This is a genomic window from Kribbella ginsengisoli, from assembly GCF_039537185.1.
GTDB classification, from domain to species: Bacteria; Actinomycetota; Actinomycetes; order Propionibacteriales; family Kribbellaceae; genus Kribbella; species Kribbella koreensis.
The window spans coordinates 573,057-590,965 of sequence record NZ_BAABAA010000002.1 but is presented as its reverse complement, the minus strand read 5'-3'; the positions used below and the strand labels follow the sequence as shown (position 1 = coordinate 590,965).

Annotated in this window: 18 protein-coding genes; 12 read left to right on the top strand and 6 right to left on the bottom strand. The window is 68.2% G+C overall.

Annotated features, from left to right (window positions below; all coding sequences use genetic code 11):
* Both ABD768_RS10140 and ABD768_RS10135 read right to left on the bottom strand, forming a co-directional pair.
* Positions 1-768 carry a hypothetical protein gene (locus tag ABD768_RS10140; protein WP_344839700.1) on the bottom strand — a complete coding sequence of 256 codons (768 nt, stop codon included), beginning with the start codon at positions 766-768 and terminating at the stop codon, positions 1-3.
* Between the two features lie 123 nt (positions 769-891).
* Complete coding sequence (locus tag ABD768_RS10135) at positions 892-1,512, bottom strand: SIMPL domain-containing protein (protein WP_344839698.1); 621 nt, start codon at positions 1,510-1,512, stop codon at positions 892-894.
* Positions 1,513-1,539: 27 nt separating this feature from the next.
* Here ABD768_RS10135 and ABD768_RS10130 point away from each other — a divergent pair, with 27 nt between their 5' ends.
* Entirely contained in the window at positions 1,540-2,481 is a 942-nt protein-coding gene (locus ABD768_RS10130; RefSeq protein ID WP_344839696.1) for a DUF6454 family protein, read from the top strand.
* Here the strand turns inward: ABD768_RS10130 and ABD768_RS10125 are convergent.
* A complete protein-coding gene (locus ABD768_RS10125) occupies positions 2,474-3,937 on the bottom strand; it encodes a restriction endonuclease (RefSeq protein WP_344839694.1) in 1,464 nt (487 codons plus the stop codon). The genes ABD768_RS10130 and ABD768_RS10125 overlap by 8 nt on opposite strands.
* A 223-nt stretch (positions 3,938-4,160) precedes the next feature.
* Here ABD768_RS10125 and ABD768_RS10120 point away from each other — a divergent pair, with 223 nt between their 5' ends.
* Positions 4,161-5,783: an AMP-binding protein gene (locus tag ABD768_RS10120; RefSeq protein WP_344839692.1), complete on the top strand. Its 1,623-nt coding sequence runs from the start codon at positions 4,161-4,163 to the stop codon at positions 5,781-5,783.
* Positions 5,784-5,886: 103 nt separating this feature from the next.
* Here ABD768_RS10120 and ABD768_RS10115 read toward each other — a convergent pair whose 3' ends face one another.
* Positions 5,887-7,074: an MFS transporter gene (locus ABD768_RS10115; RefSeq protein ID WP_344839691.1), complete on the bottom strand. Its 1,188-nt coding sequence runs from the start codon at positions 7,072-7,074 to the stop codon at positions 5,887-5,889.
* Positions 7,075-7,112: 38 nt separating this feature from the next.
* Here ABD768_RS10115 and ABD768_RS10110 point away from each other — a divergent pair, with 38 nt between their 5' ends.
* The 10 genes from ABD768_RS10110 (at position 7,113) to ABD768_RS10065 (ending at position 16,425) form a co-directional block, all read left to right on the top strand.
* Entirely contained in the window at positions 7,113-7,550 is a 438-nt protein-coding gene (locus tag ABD768_RS10110) for a winged helix-turn-helix transcriptional regulator (protein WP_344839689.1), read from the top strand.
* 160 nt (positions 7,551-7,710) lie between these two features.
* Positions 7,711-9,006: an MSMEG_0569 family flavin-dependent oxidoreductase gene (locus tag ABD768_RS10105; RefSeq protein WP_344839687.1), complete on the top strand. Its 1,296-nt coding sequence runs from the start codon at positions 7,711-7,713 to the stop codon at positions 9,004-9,006.
* 10 nt (positions 9,007-9,016) lie between these two features.
* Positions 9,017-9,835: an amidohydrolase family protein gene (locus tag ABD768_RS10100; protein WP_344839684.1), complete on the top strand. Its 819-nt coding sequence runs from the start codon at positions 9,017-9,019 to the stop codon at positions 9,833-9,835.
* Between the two features lie 15 nt (positions 9,836-9,850).
* Entirely contained in the window at positions 9,851-10,372 is a 522-nt protein-coding gene (locus ABD768_RS10095; protein WP_132190819.1) for an MSMEG_0572/Sll0783 family nitrogen starvation response protein, read from the top strand.
* A gap of 10 nt (positions 10,373-10,382) precedes the next feature.
* Entirely contained in the window at positions 10,383-11,453 is a 1,071-nt protein-coding gene (locus tag ABD768_RS10090) for an MSMEG_0568 family radical SAM protein (protein ID WP_344839682.1), read from the top strand.
* Positions 11,450-13,057 (top strand): MSMEG_0567/sll0787 family protein, encoded by a 1,608-nt coding sequence (locus tag ABD768_RS10085; RefSeq protein WP_344839681.1) that lies wholly within the window; start codon positions 11,450-11,452, stop codon positions 13,055-13,057. Before ABD768_RS10090 ends, ABD768_RS10085 begins: the two co-directional genes overlap by 4 nt.
* On the top strand, positions 13,054-13,893 hold the full coding sequence (locus ABD768_RS10080; protein ID WP_344839678.1) for a carbon-nitrogen hydrolase family protein: 840 nt from the start codon (positions 13,054-13,056) through the stop codon (positions 13,891-13,893). The genes ABD768_RS10085 and ABD768_RS10080 overlap by 4 nt, the downstream gene beginning before the upstream one ends.
* Before the next feature lie 2 nt (positions 13,894-13,895).
* A complete protein-coding gene (locus tag ABD768_RS10075) occupies positions 13,896-14,711 on the top strand; it encodes a carbon-nitrogen hydrolase family protein (protein WP_343979745.1) in 816 nt (271 codons plus the stop codon).
* A complete protein-coding gene (locus tag ABD768_RS10070; RefSeq protein ID WP_344839677.1) occupies positions 14,711-15,787 on the top strand; it encodes an MSMEG_0565 family glycosyltransferase in 1,077 nt (358 codons plus the stop codon). The genes ABD768_RS10075 and ABD768_RS10070 overlap by 1 nt, the downstream gene beginning before the upstream one ends.
* Positions 15,788-15,810: 23 nt before the next feature.
* On the top strand, positions 15,811-16,425 hold the full coding sequence (locus tag ABD768_RS10065; protein WP_344839674.1) for a hypothetical protein: 615 nt from the start codon (positions 15,811-15,813) through the stop codon (positions 16,423-16,425).
* On the opposite strand, the gene ABD768_RS10060 is transcribed toward ABD768_RS10065, so the two are convergent.
* Together ABD768_RS10060 and ABD768_RS10055 are read right to left on the bottom strand one after the other, a co-directional pair.
* A complete protein-coding gene (locus ABD768_RS10060; RefSeq protein ID WP_344839671.1) occupies positions 16,422-16,895 on the bottom strand; it encodes a GtrA family protein in 474 nt (157 codons plus the stop codon). The two genes, ABD768_RS10065 and ABD768_RS10060, sit on opposite strands and share 4 nt — an antisense overlap.
* A 63-nt stretch (positions 16,896-16,958) precedes the next feature.
* A complete protein-coding gene (locus ABD768_RS10055; protein ID WP_344839669.1) occupies positions 16,959-17,909 on the bottom strand; it encodes a R2-like ligand-binding oxidase in 951 nt (316 codons plus the stop codon).

Sequence of the window (17,909 nt, the reverse complement as noted above, 5' to 3'; positions counted from 1 at the left end):
TCAGGCCCCGGTCTTGGGGGCGCCGAGCACCTTGATCGCCTTGGCCGCTGCGTCGCCGAGCGCGCCGTCCAGGACATCGGGGGTGTCGAAGCTCATCGCGAGCACGACATCGCCGATCCCGGTGAAGCCGAACAGCACCTCGCCGCCGTCCAGCGGCCCGCCGTCGGCCACGAACCGGCCGCCGACCGGGCCGGTGCCTGCCTTGGGTACAGAGATCTCGCTGACCTCGACCGTCGAGCTGCCGGTGCCGGGGACGGTCAGTTTGGCCGACTTGCAGGACCTGATCGCCGCCCTGGTGCGGTTCAGCAGCGCGGTGGCGGCGGCGGGTGAGCCCATCGCGTCCAGCTCTTCGTCGAAGAACGGGCCCTGCTGGCCGCCGGTGAACGAGCGGGTCGCGACGACCTTCGCGCCGGGCGGGGTCTTGGCGTTGAAGAGCAGGACGAGGTCCTTGCACCGGGCATCGGTCGACGACAGCTTGGTGTCGTCCGCCTCGTCGGGGGAGTTGTCGATCGAGAAGCCCGACGGGAGATCCGGCAGCTCCAGGAGTGCCTTGGTCAGCTCCGCCTTGGTCCGCGCCGCGGGCACCGGGGCCGACTGAGTGACCGAGGGGGTCGTCGGCGCCGGGGTGGTGCTCGGCGGCGGGGTCGAGGACGACGTGCTGGTGCTCGGCGACGTCGCGGTCTTGTCCGAGCTGCCGTTGCAGGCTGCGAGTGTCGTCGCAAGCCCGGCGGCGAGGACGAGGGACAGGAAGGATCGGCTGTTCACCATGGGTGGAACCTTTCGGGTCGGGACGTGACGAAACGATTGCCGACCAGACTTCCCGGCGCACCTGGGTGCACCATATCCCTCCGCCGGCCGCTCGGTGGCCGTTTTGCAGCTTTGTGCAACGTGTCAGGCCCAGTTCCACCGGACGTCGAGGGAGATCTGGATGGTCTGCTCGCCGGGCGTGATGGTCAGGGCCGAGTCGTAGGCCCCGGAGCCCTTGGCGACACTGAGCGCCATCGGGATCGGGCCGTGGCCGTAGGTCTCGGTGACGGCGGCGATGGAGCCGAGGGACTGGCCGGCCAGCTCGGCCAGCTGAGCGGCCTTCTCGCGCGCCTGGGCGAAGGCGAGCTGCCGCGCCTGGTCCATCAGCGGCTGCTTCTCCGCCACGTCGAAGTTCAGCCCGTCCATCCCGAGATCGTTGCCGACGGCATCGACCGCGGCGTTCAGCAGCGCCCCGAAGCCGGTCAGGTCCCGGGTCGTCACGGTGAGCGAGTGCGACGCCCGATAGCCGGCCACCGACATCGAGTCCTTGTACTGCGGGTAGACGTTGACAGTGCTGGTCTCGATGTCCTTCGCCTCGACCCCCCGCGCACTCAACGCAGCATGAACAGCGTCGGTCTTCTCGGCTACTTGTGCGACAGCAGCCGCCACATCGCCCGCATCATGACCGACACTCAGAGTCAGCCGCAGTAGATCCGCCGGCGCAGTAGCCTGCCCGGTTCCGGTAACCGTGATCCCAGTGTCCATACGGGCCAGTCTGACAGGAGAAGCGTGATGCGCAGGAAGACGTTGGTGGCAAGCGTGTTGGCCGGAGTGCTGGTAGCCGGGTTGTCGGTCGTCGGCGCCGATGCGGCTGGGCGCGATGACAAGGTCGTGCGGGCATTCGAGGCGACGACGCGGAGTACGGCGTGGACGCAGGTCGCGCGGATCCCGTTGAAGTTCCCGACGTACCACCCGCAGGGGTTCGCGTTGGTGGGAGACCGGATCTACCTGTCGAGTGTCGAGGTGCTGGAGGCGCCGGTGCCGTATCCGGTGCCGGTGGACGGGTACGACCGGACGCCGGGCAAGGGGATCGGGCATGTCTTCGTGCTGGATCGCCAGGGCAACCTGTTGAAGGACATCCGGGTGGGCGAGGGTACGGCGTACCACCCCGGCGGGATCGACTACGACGGGGAGAACGTGTGGGTGCCGGCCGCGGAGTACCGGCCGAACTCGCGGGCGATCGTCTACAAGATCAACCCTCGGACGTACCGGGTGAGTGAGCAGTTCCGGGTGAAGGATCACGTCGGCGGGGTTGTGCGGGACCGGCGTACCGGGCTGGTGCACGGGGTGAGCTGGGGGTCGCGGACGCTGTATGCGTGGACCGCCGCTGGCAAGCAGGTGGACGCGCAGCCGAACCAGAGTCACCTACTGGACTACCAGGACTGCGACTACGTCGGCCGGAGCAAGCAGCTGTGTGGTGGCGTCACCGGGCTCAAGACGCCGACAGGTGGCAACTTCGAGATCGGTGGGCTGGCACTGCTCGACCTGGACGACGACAACCGGATCCTGCACGAGATCCCGTTCCCGGCGTACTCCACGGCCGGCCACTCCGTCACCAGGAACCCAGTGGCGCTGGAGGTTGACGGTACGAAGCTGCGGCTCTTCACTGCGCCGGATGACGGCGAGGGGCCGACCGGTACGGAGCTGCTGATCTACGAGTCGCCCATCAGCTAGCGCGCGGGACGATGCGGGCGGGGATGTCGTGCTGATGGCAGAGGGCGAGCAGGCCGGTGCCGTCGATCAGTTGCAGCGGCTTCCCGTTGGCGAACTGGTAGCTGGACGGGCCGAAGCCACTGGTGGTGATCAGGATGCCCTTGGTGGCTCCGGCGTCCAGCACCGTCCCGAAGAGGTCCCGCACGGCCGATGGCGGGACAGTACGCGTGTAGAGCTTGGCCTGTACGACGAACTTGCCGCCGGTGATCGGTCGGGGGTCGTAGGCGACGCAATCGATGCCACCGTCGTTGCCACTACGGAACAACCGCGTCTCCAGCCCCATCCGGGTCAGCAGGTTGTGCACCAGGTGCTCGAACTCGTCAGGGGTGAGCTCCAACAGGTTCGGGCGGCTGTCGATCTCGCTGATGACGTCGATGGGCCGGATGGTGCGCGGGTCGGCCAGGTCGAAGTCCAGCACGGGTTCGACCGGCTGCAGCTCCTCTGGGTGCCTGGAGACCTCTGCGGCGAAGTAGTGGCGGACGCAGGCGACTGGGTCGAGCTGGTCAAGTACCAGGGCTTCGAACTGCTCGCGGGTGGCCCTGAGGGTGATGAGGCACGGGCGGACGGTCTGGCCGGTCGGGAGGTCCACGGACTCGACCATGCCGTTGAACACGACGGTGTCGACCACGTTGTAGCGGTCGCTGCCGAAGACCACGTGCAGGGCCCGCAAGGCCAACTGGGCAACGAGTTGCTGGTACAGGAGCCGTACTTGCTTCTCTGGGCGCGGCACAGCGACTACCGCGTCTGCTTCACGGTCATAGCGGTACGACGCCTCGGCTGGTACGACGCTGAGGTCTGGGAGGTCCCATTCGACGGCCAGCAACGTCGACTCGGGCACGTAGCCGACCCTCCGTCGGCGGGGGAAGTCTTGGGGCTCGGTGACCCGTTCGAGGGCCTTGCGGAAGTAGCGGGTGACCGCCTCGCGGTCGTGGTTCTCGACAGCGCGCTGGTAGGCGTCGATGCGGGCGTGCTGCTCCTCGGTGGTCTCGTCCAGCCGGCGCTGCTGCTCGGCCTGCTCCCGCAGGGCTCGTGCCACCCGCTCGCGCCGGGTGTCCTCGGCCGCCCGGTGCCGGTCGATGGCCTCCGCGAACCGGTCCTCGGCCTCGGCCAGCCGCCGCGCGTACCGGCGTTCGGTGCCCCACCAGCGGAACCGCCCCAGCCGCGGGGGCACGAACGCGTCCCAGACAGGTCCGGGACGCGCCGCGAGCTCAGCTGCCGGCACGGTCGGCGGGGCCCGTCGGGGCGCCCGCTTCAGCGTCTGCAGATCGGTGCCGTGGACATCGATCGCCAGCGCGCCGGCCAGGATGCCACCCAGCTCCAGGACGCGCTCCTGCACCGCAGCGGTACGTTGTGCCGCCTCGGCGGTACGCCCGGGCGGCCGGTCGCTGCGGGCGTGACCTTGCGCGGTTCGGCCCATCGCCTCACACCTCTCACCCCAAAGGTAACCGCCCCACCACGCTCCGCAACCGAAATGACGCAGAGTTGGCAAGGACATTGCTTGCCGTCCACCCCTTGTTTCCAACCGCACACGCAGCTGCAAACGCACCGTGGCCGACCGCCGCAACCCCAGCCGGGCGGTAACTCTGCGCGACTCCCGGTGTCGTCTTGTCGTTGGTGGGGTGTGGGGTGACGATGGCTGGATGAGGCTGCCTTCTTACGCGTCCGGGGTTTCTGCGGTTCCGTTGCTGGGGGAAACGATCGGGCAGAACCTGAGACGGACGGTCGCGGAGTACGGGGACCGGGAGGCGATGGTCGAGGTCGTCAGCGGGCGGCGGTGGACTTATGCCGAGTTCGGGGCCGTGGTTGACGAGTTCGCCCGGGGGTTGATGGGGCGGGGGATCGCGAAGGGCGACCGGGTCGGGATCTGGGCGCCCAACTGTGCTGAGTGGACGATCACGCAGTACGCGACGGCGGCGGTCGGGGCGATCCTGGTCAACATCAATCCGGCGTACCGGACGCACGAGCTGGCTTATGCGCTGAATCAGTCGGGGGTGAAGCTGCTGATCTCGGCGACCGAGTTCAAGACGAGTGACTATCGGAAGATGGTCGACGAGGTGCGGCCGGACTGTGCGGCGCTGGCGGATGTCGTCTACATCGGTACGCCGGACTGGGACGCGGTCGTCGAGGCCGCCGGTGACGTCAGCGTCGAGCAGCTGGACGAGCGCGCGGACGAGTTGAGCTTCGACGACGCGATCAACATCCAGTACACGTCGGGGACGACCGGCTTCCCCAAGGGCGCCACCCTCAGCCATCACAACATCCTCAACAACGGGTACTTCGTCACCGAGACGATCGGCTTCGGCCCGGACGACCGGCTCTGCATCCCGGTGCCGTTCTACCACTGCTTCGGCATGGTGATGGCGAATCTCGGCTGCACGACGCACGGTGCCTGCATGGTGATTCCGGGGCCGGCGTTCGACCCGGCGGCGACCCTGAAGGCGGTTCAGGACGAGCGGTGCACGGGGCTGTACGGCGTACCGACGATGTTCATCGCCGAGCTCGGGTTGCCGGACTTCGCGTCCTACGACCTCACCTCGTTGCGGACCGGCATCATGGCCGGTTCGCCGTGTCCGATCGAGGTGATGAAGCGTTGTGTCGCCGACATGCACATGGCCGAGGTGGCGATCTGCTACGGCATGACCGAGACGTCGCCGGTCTCCACGCAGACCCGGCGTGACGACGATCTCGACCGCCGTACGTCGACAGTCGGCCGCGTGATGCCGCACGTCGAGGTGAAGCTGGTCGATCCGGCGACCGGTCTCGTCGTACCGCGCGGTGAGCCGGGGGAGCTGTGCACCCGTGGGTACTCCGTGATGCTGGGCTACTGGGACGAGCCCGAGAAGACCGCCGAGGCGATCGACCAGGCACGCTGGATGCACACCGGCGACCTCGCCGAGATGCGCGACGACGGGTACGTCAACATCGTCGGACGGATCAAGGACATGGTCATCCGCGGCGGCGAGAACGTGTACCCGCGGGAGATCGAGGAGTTCCTTTACACCCACCCGGATATCGCGGACGTGCAGGTGATCGGCGTACCGGACGACCGGTACGGCGAGGAACTCTGCGCCTGGATCAAGCTCAAGGACGGGGCTCGACCGTTGGACGCGGCCGCGGTGAAGGAGTTCGCCACCGGCAAACTCGCCCACTACAAGATCCCCCGCTACGTCCTGCTGGTCGACGACTTCCCGATGACCGTCACCGGGAAGATCCGCAAGATCGAGATGCGCGAGAAGTCACTCGGCCTGCTCGGACTGAAGTAGCCAGTGCCCTGCGTTGAGGAGGGTTTTGTCCGGAACTGGGGAGGGTTTTACCCCCGACTCGGTATATTTCCCTCCCCCCTCGGGCAAGTCACTGGGTGCGGTGTCACCGGCGAACCGTCGATCGGGTTCTGGCGGCACCTGGATGTGGGTGACGACGCCGGCTGACCGTTGCGGACAACGCGGTAGCCAGCGCACCCAGGCTGAAGGTTGCCCCTAGCAAGCAAACGGCGATCCACCCGGCCGCTTCGTACAAGGCGGTCGAGAGGATCGCGCCGAGCGCGCTGCCGATCGAGTAGAAGATCATGTAGCCGGCGATGAGGCGGCTGGCCGCGTCCGGGCGGAGCTCGATGATGCGGCTCTGGTTGCTGACGTGGATGGCCTGTACGGCGAGGTCGAGGGCGATCATGCCGAACGCCAACGGCCACAGGGACTGTGGTGTCCAGACGATCAGGAGCCAGCTTGCGATCAGCAACGCCGAGGCGGCCGTCGTCACCAGTTGGCCGCGGCCCTGGTCGTTGAGCCGGCCGGCCGGGCTTGCGGCGATAGCGCCGACCGCGGCGATCAGGCCGAAGGCGCCGATCTGGGTGTGGGACAAGGACTGCTCGGTGAGTGGGAGCACGACCGAGCTCCACAACGTGTTGAACGCGGCGAAGATGAAGAAGGCCATCAGGGCGCGGGCGCGGAAGACCGGCTCCTCGGTCCAGAGCCGCGCGGTCGAACGCAGCAGGGCGTAGTAGGACAGGTGCGGCCGGGGTTGCGGCGCGGCTTTGAAGAGGGTCAGGGCTATCAGGAGGCTCAGGCCGCAGGAGATGAGGTAGACCGACCGCCAGCCTGCCAGGTCGGTCAGCGCGCCTGACGTAGTACGGGCGAGGAGGATGCCGATCACGACGCCGCTGGTGACTGTGCCGACTGCGCGTCCTCGCTCGGCGGGTGCGCTCAGGGAGGCGGCGAAGGCGACCAGGGATTGGGTGACGACGGCGAGCAGGCCGACTGCGGCCAAACCGATGATCAGCATGGCGGCGTTGCGGGCTATGCCGACCAGGAGCAAGGCGACGGCCAGTACTACGAACTTCACCCGGATCAGCTTGCGGCGGTCGAGGAGGTCGCCGAGGGGGACGAGGAAGAAGAGCCCGAGGCCATAGCCGAGCTGGGTGACGGTGACGAAGACGCCGACCGTGCCGGGGGAGATGCCGAGGTCCGCGCCCATCGTGGCCAGCAGAGGCTGCGCGAAGTACACGTTGGCGACCGCGACGCCGGCGGCGACGGCCAGGAACAGTCGCTGAGGTTGCATGTTGAAACCGTAAACTCAAGTGGTAGCATTTTGCAACCATGGTGAAGCGAACGAGTTTCGGCGACGCGGAGTGCCCGGTCGCGCGGTCCGTCGACGCGGTCGGCGACTGGTGGTCGCTGCTGATCGTGCGGGATGCTTTCGACGGGAGCCGGCGGTTCGGCGAGTTCCAGCGCAGCCTCGGCGTCGCCAAGAACATCCTCAGCGCGCGGCTCAAGGCGCTGACCGACAACGGCATCCTCGAGCTGGTCCCGGCCGGCGCGCACAACGAGTACGTCCTCACCCCCAAAGGCGAGGCACTGTTCCCGGTGATCGTCGCGCTGCGCCAGTGGGGCGAGGCGTTCTCCTTCGCGCCAGGGGAGCCGCACTCGGAACTACTGGACACTCGCGACGGGGAACCGCTGCGGCCGTTGGAGGTCCATGCCGCCGACGGCCGGCTCGTCACGCCGGCCGAGACCGAGGTCCGCAAGCTCGCGTGAGCGCGGCCCGCGTGGCTGTCCGCTGAGAGATCGTGGTTACCCACCCGAAACTCAGCAGGGCAGTTCGGAAACCGGAGTTTGTTCCGGGGGCAATCGTGCGGCAATCGGGCGGTTCTTCACTGGATGACATCCAGGCCGCACCGAATCCCCGGGAGCCGACATGCCGCAGGTCAGTCTTCGCGAAGACGCGCACTACCCGGTGGTCGTCGTCGGCGGCGGCCAGGCAGGTCTGGCGACCAGCTGGCAACTGACCGCCCGCGGCCTCGACCATGTCGTACTGGAGGCCGACCGCGTCGGCAGCGAGTGGCGCAATCGCCGGTGGGACTCCTTCTGCCTGGTCACGCCCAACTGGCAATGCAGGCTTCCCGGTTTCCCGTACGCCGGACCCGACGCCGACGGCTTCATGCTCCGCGACGAGATCGTCGCCTACCTGGAGTCGTATGCGAAGTCCTTCGACGTACCGCTGGCCGAAGGCGTGCGGGCGACTGGCCTCGAGCAGACAGCGCAGGGCTTCCGGCTGACCACGGACGTCGCAACCGTGACGGCCGATCAGGTCGTCCTCGCGACCGGTCCTTACCAGCGGCCGAAGATCCCGCGGTTCGCCGATCGGCTGCCGGGCGGTTTGCAGCAGCTGCATTCTTCGCAGTACCGCAATCCTGAGCAGCTCGACGCCGGCGAGGTTCTGGTCGTCGGCACCGGGCAGTCGGGTTGCCAGATCGCCGAGGATCTCCACCTGGCCGGGCGGCAGGTCCATCTGGTGACGGGGTCGGCGCCACGCGTCGCGCGGTTCTATCGCGGCCGGGATGTCGTCGCCTGGCTGGACGAGATGGGCTACTACGCCAAGGGGATCCACGAGTTCGACGATGTCGACGCTGTTCGGTTCCGGGTCAATCACTACGTCACCGGCCGCGACGGCGGGCGCGACATCGATCTGCGCCGCTTCGCGCTGGAGGGTATGAAGCTCTACGGCCGGCTGGTGGAGGTACGGGATGGCCTTTTGTGTTTGAAGCCGGATCTCCGCGCCAATCTGGATCACGCCGACGCGGTCTCCGAAGGCATCAAGGACTCGATCGACGCCTTCATCGCGTCGAAGGCCATCCAGGCGCCGGTCGAGGCTCGCTACCAACCTGTCTGGGAGCCTGCCGACGAGCCGGAAACCCTTGACCTGCAAGGCATCAGCGCCGTCGTCTGGAGCACCGGCTTCAGCCGTGACGACGCCTGGATCCGGGTCCCGGTCTTCGACGGCCGCGGCTACCCGACCCATCACCGCGGCGTGACCAGCGTCCCCGGCCTGTACTTCGTGGGCCTGCCGTGGCAGCACACCTGGGGCTCCGGCCGCTTCGGCGGGGTCGCGGACGACGCGGCGTACTTGGCCGAGCAGATCGTCCAGCGCCGGATGCAGACCGGGGTGCGCTGGATCGCCGGCCTGCCCCGTTCCCAGAAGACGGTTGCGTAGGGCAATAGACATGTCGACAAACGACGCGCACCGGCATCTCGGTGTCCTCCCGGCCTACCCCTTCTACGGCGGCCCACCGGTCAATCCGGACCTCACGGCCCGCGCCACGATCGACGAGCTGCTCGCCGATCTCGACGCCGAGGGCACCGAGCGCGCACTGGTGATCCCCAACTACGGCGTACCGGATGTCGCGGTCTCCTTCGGCTTCAACGAGCTCGTGGTCGAGGCGGCCGCCCGCGACGACCGGATCCGGGCCGGGCTGTGGGTCTCGCCGCGACCGCAGGACGCCGAGCTGACGGCCAAGGCGCTGACGCTCGCGACCGAACCCGGCGTACGGGCGCTGAAGTTGAGTTTCCTGCTCGGCGGTCACCCGGCCGACGAGGAGGTCCGGCCGCAGCTGGACGAGATCTTCAAGACAGCAAGGCGAAACGGCCTCGTCGTCCACGTCCACACCTCACCCGGGGCCGCGTCCGACATCGACCACGTCGGTCTGCTGGTCGAGACGTACGCCGACCAGGTGCCGCTGCATCTCGTCCACTTCGGCGGCGGGATGAGTGGACACATCAAGCTGATCGGCTCGCGCTTCTTCGACTGGATCGCGGCCGGCAAGCGCGTCTACACCGATCTGTCCTGGGCGATCGGATTCGCCCCGGCCTGGCTGGCCGCCGAGATCGAGCGGCGCGGCATCGGCCACGACCGGGTGCTGTTCGCCAGCGACCAGCCCTGGGGTGACCACGCCGGCGAGTACGCCAAGGTCCGCGCCGCGATGGGCGACGGCGAGCTCGGCGACCACGTTTTCCACCACACCTTCAACCATCTCTACGACTGACCCCGAGGAGTAGCAATGCCCGAACTGGCCGAACTGACCGAGCTCGAGACCAAGAGCCTGGAAGAGATCCCGCACCCGTCCCTGCCGCAGGGCTCCAGCATCTACGGCGGTACGAAGGTCTTCCCCGACTACCAGGCCGAGGACGGCGAGACCTACTTCACCCTCGTGCACGGCATCGCGCACGAGTCGTCGGTGAGCTTCGTCGCGATCCTGCAGGCAACCCGGGCGCAGCGGAAGGGGTTCGAGTCGGCGATCTACTTCTACGGTCCCGGTTCGCTGAACTGTCTGGCGACGCGGGGCTTCCCGACCACCGGCAACTCCGCGTTCCCCGGCGAGCACAACATCAACGAGTCGCTGAAGACGTTCATCGCCGAGGGCGGCAAGGTGTACTGCTGCCGCTTCGGGTTGTCGCTGCACGGGGCCCGCGAGGAGGACCTGATCGAGGGGGTCATCCCGACGCATCCGCTCGATGTGCAGGACGCGTTGATCCACTATGCCCGCAAGGGCGCCATCATCAACTCGACGTACATGTTCTGAGGGGTTGCTCATGAGCGTTGGTACCGACGAAGCTCTGGCGGCCCGGGCCGAGATGGCCGTGTACGGCGTTCAGGTGGACGCCCCGGTCCGCCGCAGCAAGGGCGCCGGCCCGAGCGACGACGGGCACCTGGTCGTCGACGGTGCCAACGCCACCCTCCCCATCGTTGCCGACAGCCCCTATCAGGTGCGGGACGGCGGGGTGTACCGCAACGGCCTCAGCCTCGGGCTGTCGGTCGAGCCGGTCCGTCGTCCGCGCTTCTACGACCTGACGACGGCTGACGGCATCCCCTACCAGCAGATCGCCTTGCTGCATGGGAAGGACGTCCTGGCCACGACCGTCGTCCAGACCTGCATCCGGTACGACGAATCGACGCGTTGCCGGTTCTGCTCGATCGAGGAGTCGCTGCGTGCTGGAGCGACCGTCGCCGCCAAGACCCCACGCCAACTGGCCGAGGTGGCCGAGGCCGCTGTCCGTCTGGACGGCGTCACCCAGATGGTGATGACCACTGGTACCACCACCGGCCCCGACCGCGGCGCCCGGAACCTGGTCCGCTGCGTCCGAGCCGTCCTCGAAGCCGTCCCCGGCCTACCGATCCAGGTCCAGATCGAACCCCCGGGCGACCTCTCCGTCATCACCGACCTGTACGAAGCGGGCGCGACCTCCATCGGCATCCACGTCGAATCCCTCGACGACGAGATCCGCCGCCACTGGATGCCCGGCAAATCAACGGTGCCGCTGGCCGAGTACGACGCGGCCTGGGACGAGGCAGTCCGCGTCTTCGGCCGCAACCGCGTCTCGACGTACCTCCTGATCGGCATGGGCGAAGACCCCGACGACTTGGTAGCCGGCGCCGCCAACCTCATCTCCCGCGGCATCTACCCCTTCGTCGTCCCCCTCCGCCCCATGCTCGGCACCCTCGCCCGCGCCGACGGCGTCACCCCACCCGACCCCCGGTTGGTGCAAGACATCACCGCCCGAGTCTCCGCTCTCCTGAAGGAAGCGGACATGCGAGGCGCCGACCAAGCCGCAGGCTGCGCCGCCTGCGGAGCCTGCAGCCTCCTGTCAGCAGCCGGCGCATGAGCAGCTCTCAGGCACTCGGCCTACAGCCCGGTGCTGCGGCGTCTGCGCCGCCGCAGCTGAGCGCAATGGCGGCTGTGCCGGCACAGCCGACGGGGGTCCGGCGGGCGGCTGACGTGCACGCCCTCTTGGGCGACCCGGCGCCGCGCTTTCTGATCGAGCGAGCGGCTGACGCTGAGACGCTGCAGGCGTACTACGCGCTGCGCCACCAGGCGTTCGTCGAAGCCCAAGGACTGTTCGCGGGCAGCGATCGCGACGACCGGGACGACGATCCGCGCACCGTTGTGCTCGTCGCCCGGGCGCAGTCCGAGGAGGTCGTCGGAGGTGTCCGGTTGGGCCCGGCCGTGGACGGCCCGGACATCGGCTGGTGGCAGGGCGGCCGCCTGGTGACTGCGTCCGGCGCACACCGCTCAGCTCCTCACCGCGACGCTCCCGCACATCGCGCGGTACCGGGTGCCCGCCCCACCGCAGGCGGTCACGCGGTACCGGGCGCCCGCCCCACCGCAGCCGGTCAGGTGGATGGCGGGGTCGCAGCGGCTGCCGGTGCCGCACCCGGGGTCGGGGCGGCGCTGGTTCGGGCTGCGGCGGCTTGGGCTGAAGCGAGTGGTGTGTTGCGGTTTGAGGCGACTGTGCAGACGGGGACCTATCGGTTCTTTCAGCGGTTGGGGTGGGAAACGGTTCGGCCGGTGGAGGTTGCCGGGAGACCACATGTGTTGATGCGGTGGCCGATCGGCAGGGTGCAGCAGTTGGTGGCGGCCACCAAGTCGGAGTTGGGGGAGTTGTTGCAGGGTGTGGGGCCGGAGGGGTTTGTTGGGGATGACGGGGCTCCGGTGCCGGGGAGTGATTTGGTGGCGGCGTGTGATGCGATCGTGCCGGCGATGGTGGAGCGGGATCCGGAGTGGGCTGGGTGGTGTTCCGTGCTCGTCAACGTGAATGACTTGGCGGCGATGGGGGCTACGCCGGTTGGGTTGCTGGATTCGGTGGGGGCTCGGGATGGTGCGTTTGTCGCGCGGATACTGAGCGGGCTGAGGCGGGCGGCGCAGGCTTACGGGGTGCCGGTGTTGGGTGGGCATACGCAGTTCGGCGTACCGGCTGCGCTTAGCGTCACCGCGTTGGGGAAGGCGGAAGAGCCGGTACCTGGGGGAGGCGGCCGCCCGGGGGATGCGGTGAGGTTGACGGCTGATCTTGGAGGTGGTTGGCGTCCGGGGTATGCGGGGCGGCAATGGGATTCGACAAGTCATCGGAGCAGTGCGGAATTGCAGACGATGGTGAAGGCCGTGGGCCGGGCGAAACCCAAGGCGGCGAAGGATGTCTCGATGGCGGGGGTCGTGGGGACGCTGGGGATGCTGGCTGAGGCCAGTGGGTGTGGGGCGGTCCTCGATGTTGCGGATGTTCCCAAGCCGGCGGATGCGTCGATGGGGGATTGGCTGACTTGTTTCCCCGGGTTCGCGATGGTGACCGCGGGTCCGCAGGAGCTTGAGGCCGGCCCGGCTGAGAGTCGCGTCTGTGGGCGGCTCACCGAAGGGCAGGGCGTGAGTCTGCGGTGGCCGGACGGCGAGATCACGGAGGTCATCCCGGCCGGGGTGACCGGAATGGGAGCGGCATGACGACCCTGCGGATGGCGGCCGTCGCCGCCAACTTCGATCGCGACCTCGAGGCCGACTTCCAGCGCATCGCGCGGCTGATCGCCGACGCCCGGGCAGCCGGAGTACAGCTTCTCGCCCTGCCAGAAGGCGCCCTCGGCGGTTACCTCCTGAGCCTCGACGGTACTGCGGACTCCCCGCCCGCCTTCGCCCTCGACGGCGACGAGATCGCCCGGCTGTCGAAGCTGGCCGGCGACCTGACCGTCATCGCCGGGTACGCCGAATCCGACGGCGGGCTGATCTACAACAGCGCGGTCTGCGTCAACGGCGACGGCGTCCTCGGCCATCACCGCAAGGTTCACCAACCGCTGCAGGAGGACGCGCACTACGCGGCGGGTGATCGCTTCGAGGCGTTCGATACCCCGGTCGGGCGGCTGGGCCTGATGATCTGTTACGACAAGGCGTTCCCCGAAGCGGCTCGTACGCTCGCGATGGACGGCGCTCAGATCATCGCCTGCGTCTCGGCCTGGCCGGGCGCTCGGACCAACCCCGATCCCGACCTCTCCAAGGACCGCTGGAAACGCCGCTTCGACCTGTTCGACCGCGCGCGTGCGTTGGAGAACCAGGTCGTCTGGCTGTCCGCCAACCAGTCCGGCAGGTTCGGCGCGCTCCGCTTCGTCGCCAGCGCCAAGATCGTCGACCCCGGCGGCGAGATCATCGCCGACACCGGCATCACCGAAGGCATGGCCATCGCCGAGCTGGATGTCGAAGCCGCACTGGAGCAAGCCCGCCGCTCGATGGGCCACCTGCGCGACCGCCGCCCGGAAACCTACGGAACCCCCGAGCTCGTACGGACCTGAAAATGCTGAAGATCGGCGCGGTGGCGGCCGGGTTTACCCGGGATCTGGAGTTTGATCTGGCTCGGGTGGAGCAGCTGATTCGGCATGGGCGGCGGGAAGAGGTGCAGCTGCTGGTGCTGCCTGATGCGGCGCTCGGCGGCTATCTGTCCGATCTCAGCCGGTCCGATCACGACGATCTGCCACCCGCGCTCAAGCTGGACGATCCGTTGATCGCCAAGATCATCGCGATGGCCGGCGAGATGGTTGTCTGCTTCGGGTTCTGTGAGTCCGACGAGGGCAACCGCTACAACACCGCCCTCTGCGTCACCGGCGACGGCGTACTGGGCCGCCATCGCAAAGTCCACCAGCCGCCGGGCGAACGCGCCGTCTACACAGCCGGCGACCGCTTCGAAGCCTTCGACACCCCGATCGGCCGGCTCGGCCTGATGATCGACTACGACAAGACCTTCCCCGAAGCAGCCCGCGCACTGGCCGTCGACGGCGCCGACATCATCGGCTGCCTCAACGCCTGGCCGACGAGCATCACCAACCGCGCGCCGCGGATGAACGAGGACCGCCAATCCCGCCTCTTCGACCTGTACGACCGTTCGCGCGCCGCCGAGAACCAGGTCGTTCTGGTCTCCTCCAACCTGACCGGTTCGATCGGCGGGATGCGATTCCTCGGCCAGTCGAAGGTGGTCGGCCCCGGCGGCGACATCGTGGCCCGCACCTGGTCGAAGGCCGGGATCGCGATCGCGTCCCTCGACGTACGGGCCGAGATCGAGACGGCGCGCCGTGTCCTGCACCACCTCGACGAGCGCCGCCCGGAGGCGTACTGATGCGCATCGCTCTGCTGAGCTACTCGACCAAGCCCCGCGGCGGCGTCGTGCACACCCTCTCGCTGGCCGAAGCCCTTGCAGCAAAGGGTGCCGACGTCACCGTCTGGTCGCTCGGCCGCGGCGGCGACACGACCTTCTACCGCGCCGTCGATCCACGCGTCCGCCTGTCGGTGGTCCCGTTCCCAGACCAGCCGGGCGAGGGCGTCGGCGACCGCATCCTGCGTTCGATCGCGGTACTACGCGACGCCTTCGACCCATCCGCCTACGACATCATTCACGCCCAGGACTGCATCAGCGCGAACGCCGTCGGTCGCTGCATCCGTACGGTCCACCACCTCGACACCTTCACGACTCCCGAGCTGGTCGCCTGCCACGAGCGCGCGATCGTCACGCCGTACGCGCACATCTGCGTCTCCACCGCCGTCGCCGCCGAACTCGCTGCCGGATGGGGGCTCAAGGCAACGGTCATCCCGAACGGTGTCGACGCACCCCGCTTCGCCGCGGCAGCAGCCGGTACTCCGGACGCCGCGTCAGCGCGCGCTGCCTGGCGAACCCGCTTCGGCCGGTACGTCGTCACCGTCGGCGGCATCGAGCCGCGCAAAGGCTCCCTCGAACTCCTGGAAGCATTCGCCCTCATCAACGACCCCGACCTCTCCCTCGTGATCGCCGGCGGCGAAACCCTCTTCGACTACCGCGACTACCGAGCGATCTGGGAGAAGCGCGCAGCCGAACTCGGTGTCACTCCACTCGTCCTCGGCCCGGTCCCCGACCCCGACCTCCCGTCCCTGGTGGCTGCCGCCGAGGCCTTCGCTTTCCCTTCGATCAAAGAGGGTTTCGGCCTCGCCCCACTAGAAGCCCTCGCCGCCGGCGTGCCCCTGGTCGTCTCCGACCTCCCCGTCTTCCACGAGATCTTCGGCACCGCAGCCTCGTACGCCGCCGGCCCCACTCAACTCGCGGCCCAACTCACCACCCCGACCGACCCAGCCCGTCGCGCGGCCGGCCAAGCGCTCGCAAGTTCCTACACCTGGGAAGCAGCCGCCACCGCCCACCTGGAGTTCTACTTTAAGACTGTCTGAAGGCGGCGCCTGACGATCGACCCATGCGGACCTCACTCAAGAAAGCAGCCGGTATCGGCGTACTGGCAGTCTCTATCGTCACCATCGGCTCGGTCGCGTCGGCGGCGGCACCGGAGCCAACCGTCAACGGCTGCGTCGGCAAGCTCACGGGCCTCCTCCGGGTCGTCGACCCGGCCAGGAACCAGCGCTGCTCGGGCCTCGAGACCCCGATCAGCTGGGCGCAACGCGGCCTACCGGGAGCTCCTGGCGCGCCTGGCGCGCCCGGCGCGACTGGTGCCCAGGGACCCGCGGGACCGCAGGGTCTGCAAGGACCGGCCGGGCCTGCTGGGAGCAGCAATGCACTCTGGGCCAGGGTGAAGACCAGGGACAGCGAGGACCACCAGAGCTATGTCGCCAGCTTCGTCACCCAGAAGCACGCGATCGGTCTCAGCTACAACCAGCAGAACTCCCACTACCGGGTCCAGTTCGACCGTCCGGTCGACCAGTGCGGCGCCCAGGCGACCATCATCTCGAGCAACAACAAGCTCGCGATCGTCGACTATCCCGCCGACGCCCCCGACAGCATCGAAGTCACGCTCTGGATCGACGACTGGAGCTCGGCGCTGCCGGGGGACTTCGTGCTCACCGTGAACTGCTAGTTCTTGCGGAAGACGATCCAGCGCAAGGCGCAGTACATGTAGATGCCTTCGCAGGCGCCGGCGATGATCCGGGCGAGGTGGTACTCGATACCGAGTGCGCTGAGCCCGGCGCCGGCGCCGAGGATCCAGACGACGTAGTTGACGACCACCACGACGACGTACACCGCGAGCTGCGGGCCGACCGCGCCGTGGGAGTGGAAGTTGAGCGCCCGGTTGAGCACGTAGCTCAGTCCGAAGGCGCACGCGTAGGCGATCGTGATCGACAACCACAAGGGCAGCTCGATCCACGACCGGAAGACGGTGAGCAGGCCGAGATCCACGCCGAAGGTGAGCCCGTTGATCACGATGAATCCGAGCAGGCTGGGCGGTACGACCCGCGACAGCCCCCACGGCAGACGGCGTACGACGGCCGCCATGGCCCCACTGAACGACGCGCCACGCTGCTCGGCACGGGTCAGCACCGTTGTCATGCGGCCCAGCCTGCCAGACCACCCCAACCAGCCGACGCCGGGCAACCAGCGAACGGTGGGCGGCTAGCGAACGGCGGCCAGGGCTGCTGAGTCCTCGTCGCCGAAGACGTCTTCGAGTTTCTCGGGTGAGTAGTCGAGGTCGATGCCGGCGACATCCGCGCCGACCGCCGATTCGATCGCCCCGAGGCGGCGGGTCGCGCGGTCACCGGCGTACGTCATCAGGGCGGTCGGGTCGATCTCCGGTGGGATCTCGGGCATGTTCTCCAGCGCCCACTGGATCTGGGTGAGGGCGTGGGGGAGCAGCTCCTCCATGGTGTCGGTGACGACCTGCCAGTTGGACTCGTCGGCGGCGATGTGGCGACGGCAGGTGAAGGTGCCCCAGGCCATGTGGCGACGCTCGTCGTCGCCGATGCGGCGTACCAGCTCCTGCATGCCGGGGAGGACGCCGCGGGCGGTACAGAGCAGGTTCCACGCGTGGTAGCCGGTAAGGGCCAGGGTGCCTTCCACTACATGGTTATAGGTGACAGAGGCCTTCACCTGGTTCGCAGGGGAGGGGTCATTCGCCAGGGACTTCAGTGCGACCGGCAGGGCCTCGTAGAAGATCGCCCGGTAGCCCGGGTTGTTCTCGATGTACTTGTGCAGGTCGTCCTTGACCCCAACGGCGTCCAGCCACATCCGGAAGACCGCGGTGTGCTTGGCCTCCTCGAAGCAGAACTGGGTCAGGTACATCTCGTCTCCGAGCCGGCCCTCCGCGGCCATCGCGGCCAGGAAGGGCTGGATGTCCTCGGTGACGGCCTCTTCGCCGGCGATGAACTGCGCGCACAGCATCAGCGCCGCCTCGCGCTCGTTGTCGGTGAAGGTCTGCCAGTCGAGCGCGTCCTGGCTGAAGTCGATGTCGCGCGGGTTCCAGAACTTGCGGTTGCCCTTGTCGAACAGCCGCAGCGGCAGTGCGTCCCAGTTCAGCCCGCCCTCCCGCAGCGAGCTGAAACCCTGCCGATGAAGGGGATTCGTCAT

What these genes read in the sequence shown, in the direction of transcription:
- ABD768_RS10085 (WP_344839681.1), top strand. Translation starts at nt 11,450, where the DNA reads ATGAGCAGCTCTCAGGCACTCGGCCTACAGCCCGGTGCTGCGGCGTCT.
- ABD768_RS10120 (WP_344839692.1), top strand. Translation starts at nt 4,161, where the DNA reads ATGAGGCTGCCTTCTTACGCGTCCGGGGTTTCTGCGGTTCCGTTGCTG.
- ABD768_RS10055 (WP_344839669.1), bottom strand. Translation starts at nt 17,909, where the DNA reads ATGACGAATCCCCTTCATCGGCAGGGTTTCAGCTCGCTGCGGGAGGGC.
- ABD768_RS10130 (WP_344839696.1), top strand. Translation starts at nt 1,540, where the DNA reads ATGCGCAGGAAGACGTTGGTGGCAAGCGTGTTGGCCGGAGTGCTGGTA.
- ABD768_RS10110 (WP_344839689.1), top strand. Translation starts at nt 7,113, where the DNA reads ATGGTGAAGCGAACGAGTTTCGGCGACGCGGAGTGCCCGGTCGCGCGG.
- ABD768_RS10115 (WP_344839691.1), bottom strand. Translation starts at nt 7,074, where the DNA reads ATGCAACCTCAGCGACTGTTCCTGGCCGTCGCCGCCGGCGTCGCGGTC.
- ABD768_RS10060 (WP_344839671.1), bottom strand. Translation starts at nt 16,895, where the DNA reads ATGACAACGGTGCTGACCCGTGCCGAGCAGCGTGGCGCGTCGTTCAGT.
- ABD768_RS10080 (WP_344839678.1), top strand. Translation starts at nt 13,054, where the DNA reads ATGACGACCCTGCGGATGGCGGCCGTCGCCGCCAACTTCGATCGCGAC.
- ABD768_RS10070 (WP_344839677.1), top strand. Translation starts at nt 14,711, where the DNA reads ATGCGCATCGCTCTGCTGAGCTACTCGACCAAGCCCCGCGGCGGCGTC.
- ABD768_RS10105 (WP_344839687.1), top strand. Translation starts at nt 7,711, where the DNA reads ATGCCGCAGGTCAGTCTTCGCGAAGACGCGCACTACCCGGTGGTCGTC.
- ABD768_RS10095 (WP_132190819.1), top strand. Translation starts at nt 9,851, where the DNA reads ATGCCCGAACTGGCCGAACTGACCGAGCTCGAGACCAAGAGCCTGGAA.
- ABD768_RS10100 (WP_344839684.1), top strand. Translation starts at nt 9,017, where the DNA reads ATGTCGACAAACGACGCGCACCGGCATCTCGGTGTCCTCCCGGCCTAC.
- ABD768_RS10075 (WP_343979745.1), top strand. Translation starts at nt 13,896, where the DNA reads ATGCTGAAGATCGGCGCGGTGGCGGCCGGGTTTACCCGGGATCTGGAG.
- ABD768_RS10065 (WP_344839674.1), top strand. Translation starts at nt 15,811, where the DNA reads ATGCGGACCTCACTCAAGAAAGCAGCCGGTATCGGCGTACTGGCAGTC.
- ABD768_RS10135 (WP_344839698.1), bottom strand. Translation starts at nt 1,512, where the DNA reads ATGGACACTGGGATCACGGTTACCGGAACCGGGCAGGCTACTGCGCCG.
- ABD768_RS10090 (WP_344839682.1), top strand. Translation starts at nt 10,383, where the DNA reads ATGAGCGTTGGTACCGACGAAGCTCTGGCGGCCCGGGCCGAGATGGCC.
- ABD768_RS10140 (WP_344839700.1), bottom strand. Translation starts at nt 768, where the DNA reads ATGGTGAACAGCCGATCCTTCCTGTCCCTCGTCCTCGCCGCCGGGCTT.
- ABD768_RS10125 (WP_344839694.1), bottom strand. Translation starts at nt 3,937, where the DNA reads ATGGGCCGAACCGCGCAAGGTCACGCCCGCAGCGACCGGCCGCCCGGG.